Source organism: Ruegeria sp. YS9 (assembly GCF_024628725.1).
Lineage (GTDB): Bacteria > Pseudomonadota > Alphaproteobacteria > Rhodobacterales > Rhodobacteraceae > Ruegeria > Ruegeria atlantica_C.
On the sequence record NZ_CP102409.1, the window covers coordinates 56,501 to 62,500 of the forward strand.

Annotated in this window: 6 protein-coding genes (1 of these 6 running past the window's edge); 4 read left to right on the forward strand and 2 right to left on the reverse strand. The window is 59.6% G+C overall.

Annotated features, from left to right (window positions below; all coding sequences use genetic code 11):
- Positions 1–88: 88 nt before the first annotated feature.
- A complete protein-coding gene (locus tag NOR97_RS00255; protein WP_170347371.1) occupies positions 89–406 on the forward strand; it encodes a hypothetical protein in 318 nt (105 codons plus the stop codon).
- Positions 407–532: 126 nt separating this feature from the next.
- A complete protein-coding gene (clpB, locus tag NOR97_RS00260) occupies positions 533–3,151 on the forward strand; it encodes an ATP-dependent chaperone ClpB (RefSeq protein WP_257599874.1) in 2,619 nt (872 codons plus the stop codon).
- Between the two features lie 45 nt (positions 3,152–3,196).
- Here clpB and NOR97_RS00265 read toward each other — a convergent pair whose 3' ends face one another.
- Together NOR97_RS00265 and NOR97_RS00270 are read right to left on the reverse strand one after the other, a co-directional pair.
- Positions 3,197–3,682 carry a hypothetical protein gene (locus tag NOR97_RS00265; RefSeq protein WP_257599875.1) on the reverse strand — a complete coding sequence of 162 codons (486 nt, stop codon included), beginning with the start codon at positions 3,680–3,682 and terminating at the stop codon, positions 3,197–3,199.
- A 171-nt stretch (positions 3,683–3,853) separates the two neighbouring features.
- A complete protein-coding gene (locus NOR97_RS00270; protein WP_257599876.1) occupies positions 3,854–4,669 on the reverse strand; it encodes a cyclase family protein in 816 nt (271 codons plus the stop codon).
- A gap of 331 nt (positions 4,670–5,000) precedes the next feature.
- Between NOR97_RS00270 and msrP the strand changes: the two genes are divergently transcribed.
- Together msrP and msrQ are read left to right on the forward strand one after the other, a co-directional pair.
- Positions 5,001–5,903, forward strand: a complete 903-nt coding sequence (gene msrP / locus NOR97_RS00275; RefSeq protein ID WP_257600893.1) for a protein-methionine-sulfoxide reductase catalytic subunit MsrP — start codon at positions 5,001–5,003, stop codon at positions 5,901–5,903.
- Between the two features lie 4 nt (positions 5,904–5,907).
- Positions 5,908–6,000, forward strand: partial view of a protein-methionine-sulfoxide reductase heme-binding subunit MsrQ gene (gene msrQ / locus NOR97_RS00280; protein ID WP_170347367.1) — the 5' end (the start) only. It continues 522 nt past the right edge of the window; only the first 93 of its 615 coding nucleotides appear in the window; it begins with the start codon at positions 5,908–5,910; its stop codon lies beyond the right edge, outside the window.

Genomic DNA, 6,000 nt, shown 5'->3' on the forward strand with positions numbered 1-6,000 from the left:
GAGGCCGGGGGACATGGTTTCCCCGCACTGTCTCAACTGTGCTATGGTGCGGCCATTCTGAATCGGAATTGCACCAAGGGGACAGACTATGAAGCACCTCATTCCGCTGGCTGCGGCAGCGGCCATAGCGGCCTGCACCGACACGCCGCCGACCGCACCCGAAACCGGTGCCGCTCCGGCCCCCACCAATGACGACCTTTACCTCGTAGGCGGTTATCGGTCCGAGGATGACTGGTGCCAGTTGACCGGAGAAACCGCCTTTACAGTCAATTTCCTTGACCACACCGCCGACCTTGTATCCTGCCCCACGGGCAGCGCCGCCGCGCAGTCGCTGGTCGAGACGAACGACGCCCAGCAGGTGGCCGAAACCGGGGGCTACACCGTCTATACGATTCCGCGTGGTTGAGGCGTTTTTTCACTCTCTAGCCTCTTGAAGCGGCGGAGAAGTTTCCCAGATTGAGGTCAAGGCCCGGACCACTGCGTGCTGCCAAGCGGGCGCAAATCCACCGGGTGCTTGGAAAAGGAGAATACCATGGACTTGAACAAGTTCACTGAACGGGCACGGGGGTTCGTGCAGGCGGCGCAGACCGTTGCGCTGCGCGAGGGGCACCAGAGGCTGGAGCCCACTCATATACTCAAAGCATTGATGGATGACGATCAGGGGCTGGCAAGCAATCTGATCACACGCGCGGGCGGCGCGCCGAACCGCGTGGTCGAGGCGCTTGACGCAGCTATGGGCAAGATCCCGAAAGTCAGCGGTGATGCCGGCCAGATTTACATGGACGGCCAGACGGCCAAGGTTCTGGACGAGGCTGAAAAGATCGCCACCAAGGCGGGCGATAGCTTTGTGCCGGTCGAACGCGTGTTGATGGCGCTGTGCATGGTCAAATCCAAGGCCAAAGAGGCGCTGGAGGCGGGTGCGGTATCTGCGCAAAAACTCAACGAAGCCATCAACGACATCCGCAAGGGGCGCACTGCTGACACCGCAACGGCGGAAGAGGGCTATGACGCGCTCAAGAAATATGCCCGCGACCTGACCGAGGCCGCGCGCGAAGGCAAGATCGACCCGATCATCGGCCGCGACGAGGAAATCCGCCGCGCGATGCAGGTCCTGTCGCGCCGCACCAAGAACAACCCGGTTCTGATCGGTGAACCCGGCGTCGGTAAAACCGCGATTGCCGAGGGCATGGCCCTGCGCATCGTCAACGGCGACGTACCGGAATCGCTGAAGGACAAGAAGCTGCTTGCGCTCGACATGGGTGCGCTGATTGCCGGTGCGAAATACCGTGGTGAATTCGAAGAACGCCTCAAGGCCGTTCTGACCGAGGTCACCGAGGCCGCCGGTGAGATCATCCTGTTCATCGACGAGATGCACACGCTGGTTGGCGCGGGTAAATCCGACGGTGCCATGGATGCTGCCAACCTGATCAAGCCTGCGCTTGCTCGGGGTGAGCTGCATTGTATCGGCGCGACCACGTTGGACGAGTACCGCAAATACGTCGAAAAAGACGCGGCCCTTGCGCGCCGGTTCCAGCCGGTGATGGTTCAGGAACCGACGGTCGAGGACACGATCAGCATTCTGCGCGGTATCAAAGAGAAGTACGAGCTGCACCACGGAGTCCGTATTTCGGATTCGGCGTTGGTATCGGCCGCGACCCTGTCGCACCGCTATATCACCGACCGCTTCCTGCCGGACAAGGCCATCGACCTTGTCGACGAGGCGGCCGCGCGTCTGCGCATGGAGGTGGACTCCAAGCCTGAAGAACTGGACCAGTTGGATCGTCAGATCCTTCAGATGCAGATCGAGGAAGAGGCGTTGAAGCGGGAAGACGATGCGGCATCGAGGGATCGCCTGGAAACCTTGCAGAAGGATCTTGCCGAACTTCAGGAAAAATCCGCCGAGATGACCGCGCAGTGGCAGGCCGAACGCGACAAGCTGGCGGGCGCGCGGGAGTTGAAGGAACAGCTCGACAAGGCGCGGGCTGATCTGGAAATCGCCAAGCGCGAAGGCAACCTCGCCAAGGCGGGTGAGCTGTCCTATGGCATCATCCCCGAGCTTGAGAAAAAGCTGTCCGAGGCCGAGAATGCCGAAAGCAACGCCATGATGGCCGAGGAAACGGTGCGTCCGGAACAGATCGCCAGCGTTGTCGAACGCTGGACGGGCATCCCGACCGCAAAAATGCTCGAAGGCGAACGCGACAAGCTGCTGCGCATGGAAGAAGCGCTGCACGCCCGCGTGGTCGGCCAGGACGAGGCCGTTACAGCTGTGGCCAACGCCGTGCGCCGGGCCCGCGCCGGTCTGAATGATGAAGGGCGGCCGCTGGGTTCGTTCCTGTTCCTTGGGCCAACCGGTGTCGGTAAGACCGAGCTGACCAAAGCCGTCGCCGAATATCTGTTCGACGATGAAAACGCGATGGTGCGGATCGACATGTCGGAATTCATGGAGAAACACGCGGTTGCCCGTCTGATCGGTGCCCCTCCGGGTTATGTCGGCTATGACGAAGGCGGTGTGCTGACCGAAGCCGTGCGGCGCAGGCCCTATCAGGTCGTGCTGTTCGACGAGGTCGAAAAGGCGCACCCGGATGTGTTCAACGTGCTGTTGCAGGTTCTGGACGATGGCGTTCTGACCGATGGTCAGGGCCGCACCGTGGACTTCAAGCAGACGCTGATCATCCTGACGTCGAACCTCGGGTCTCAGGCGCTCAGCCAATTGCCTGAGGGTGCCGATAGTGCGCAGGCCAAGCATGACGTGATGGATGCCGTTCGAGCCCATTTCCGGCCCGAATTCCTGAACCGTCTGGACGAAACGATCATCTTCGACCGGCTGAAACGGTCGGATATGGCTGCGATTGTTGACATCCAGCTGGGTCGTCTTCTCAAACGCCTGGCCGCGCGCAAGATCGACTTGGTACTGGACGATACCGCCAAGGAATGGCTGGCCAATGAAGGCTATGACCCGGTCTTCGGTGCCCGTCCGCTGAAACGCGTCATCCAGCGCGCCTTGCAGAACCCGTTGGCCGAAGCTCTGCTGGCCGGGGAAATCAAGGATGGTGACGTCGTTCCGGTCACCGCCGGGCCGGATGGTTTGATCATCGGTGATCGTTTGGGAACTTCCGAGCGACCCCGCCCGGACGATGCCGTGGTGCATTGATCTGACACCGTGAACTGAAAGGCCCGCTTTTTTGGCGGGCCTTTTTCATGTCGGCTTTCCATAGCCTTTGTTCAGATAATCACTCAGGACCTTCATCCAGACCTGCGCTTTCTCCATTGGAAACTGGGCCGTGAACCTCAGCTTCACAATACAATTGTCCACGACGCCGACTGCCAGAAGTTCGGACAGGCCATCTGATGCTTTGGCCTCGGCCCGATACGGCAACACCTGCGACGGATCACGCAACTGATAGGCGTTGATTTCACCAAGCTCGGCCCCGCGCCGCGCAGCTATTGCAGCGATATCGCGTGCAGCTTGTCTAAAGCTTTCAAGGGCCATTTCGGATGAAACGTCCCTTTGCTGATGGTCATAGAAGAAAACCGTGATCTTGGAGGACGGGTCTGCAAAAGTGGCGGAATAGCCGAGGCCCGGATGGCTGTCTTCATAAACTTCCGACCCGATCTGGTTCAGATCGCTCAGGACCTGCGGCGCGCGCTCAAACAGCTTTTTGCACGATTGAACATCAGCCAATGCCGGTCCGCACAGCAAAGACAGAGAAACAACAAGTGGTCTGAGCAACATGGAGGCAGGGTGTCCCGAACAGATCAAGAATGCACGAAGTCTTGGTCTGCAACTGTGGCGGAGTTTTGGCCCTGCCGAAAAAATGGCCGGGCGGGCGTTGGTCAGCCGCCCGGGCATTCGTCAGATCAACGCAAAGATCCGGGCCGGCCCGCCGGTGCCCCCTTGGTGCTTGGGTGCGCCGATCACCAGCGTTGCACCCGACGCAGGCACGCGATCCAGCCCAGCCAGACATTCGATCCCGAACCGGCCTGACGGCAACCACGCGTAATGCGTCGCGAAATCTGCGGACATGCCGTGATCAAGAGACAGGGTATCGACGGCAATTGATCGCGCTCCGGTCTCTTCCATCAGCATCTGCGCGGCTTCAACGTGGAAGCCCGGGTAATGCTGCGCTTCGCCGTCGAAATTGCGGAACTCATCCGTGGCGGTTTTGCCTGCCCATCCGGAGTGCATCGCCACGCAGGCACCATCAGGGATATCGCCATTGGCCGCAATCCAGGCTTTCAGATCGTCCGGGGTGACACGCGTGTCAGCGTCTTCGGCCGCTCGGGCGGCGATGTCCACGACGCATAAGGGGGCGACCAGATCCGTGACGGGGATTTCATCAACCGACGTCCCATCCGCCGAGAAGTGAAGCGGCGCATCGATATGCGTGCCCGTATGTTCGTTGATTGACAGGTTGAACAGATTGAAGCCGTGATCAGCAAAGTTGAATGCTTGCTCGGCGGAAATGCCGGGTTCGCCGCCCCATGTCGGGAAATCCGGGCTCAGCGTATGGGTCATATCCTCGACACCGCCATGCCCGACCGCCAATGCTGCCGGCGCGACGGCCCCGGTTGCGGCTGCTGCAACACCCGAAGCGGCGGCAGCTTTGAAGAACCCGCGACGAGACAGCATCTTGTCTTTGACGGCATTCATTACGCAGATATCACACATTTTTCTTCCTCCCATTGCGGCCAAAAGGCTGCAATCGCAGCCTTGCCTCGCGTTCGGCTTGGCGTGGCGCCCGTATGACAGAGTGCAGCCTTGCGCCCGCAGTTGTAAAGTTTTGTGCCCGTGTTCTGACGGTAATCCACGAAAACCGCGGTTTTCCGCCGGGCTCCAAAAGTTCTCGGGTCTATGGTTTCCGGTGCTGAAAACGTTACTCGAATGCTCAGTCACACCGGAACGTTACAATCACGTCGCTCAATCGTTACGCCTGTTTCCGTGGCTCTGTGCTATCAGCGCACTACGTCACCACTGACTGTTGCACATGACGGAGACCCATATGGCGCATCGCTGGACCAACACTTTGACACATGCCGACGTCACCCCCCGGGCGGCGTTTCTCAACCGGAGGCAGGTTATGGCCGGGCTGGCAGGTGTCGGCCTGACTGCGATGGCCAAACCGGCGGCAGCACAGGATGGGTTGGAGCCGAACACGTGGGAAGAGATCACCACGTACAACAACTACTATGAGTTCGGGACCGGAAAAGATGACCCGGCGAAATATGCTCATACGCTGGTGACCGAACCCTGGAGCGTCACGATTGACGGTCTGGTCGACCGTCCCGGTGACTATGATTTTCAGGCCATCCTGTCAGAGATGACGATAGAGAAGCGGATATACCGCTTCCGCTGTGTTGAGGCTTGGTCGATGGTAATTCCGTGGAACGGATTTGAGCTGGCCGACCTTCTCAATATGGCGGGCGTGCAAGACGGTGCGAAATATGTGGCTTTTGAGACGGCCTATCGCCCGGACGAGATGCCGGGAACGCGGTATCCCGTTCTTGATTGGCCGTACCGAGAGGGCCTGCGCCTGGACGAGGCGATGCACCCTCTGACGATCATGGCAACCGGAATTTACGACCGCCCGATTCCCAACCAGAACGGCGCGCCTTTGCGTCTGGTCGTTCCTTGGAAATACGGCTTCAAATCGATCAAGTCGATCGTTCGGATCACGCTCACCAAGGATGAACCGCCCACCAGCTGGAACATGTCCAATCCACGCGAATACGGGTTCTACAGCAATGTGAATCCCAACGTGGACCATCCACGCTGGTCTCAGGCTTCCGAACGCGAGATCGGGGGCGGGCTTTTCGCGTCACGTAAGCCGACCCTGATGTTCAACGGCTATGAACAAGAGGTCGCCAGTCTTTACGAGGGCATGGATCTGGCCAAGAACTATTAGAATCATGCAGTCGATTAACCAGACACTCCGCCGTATTCCGGTATGGGCGATATATCTGCTGGGGGCGTTGCCCGCGCCCTGGCTGTTTTATCTTGGC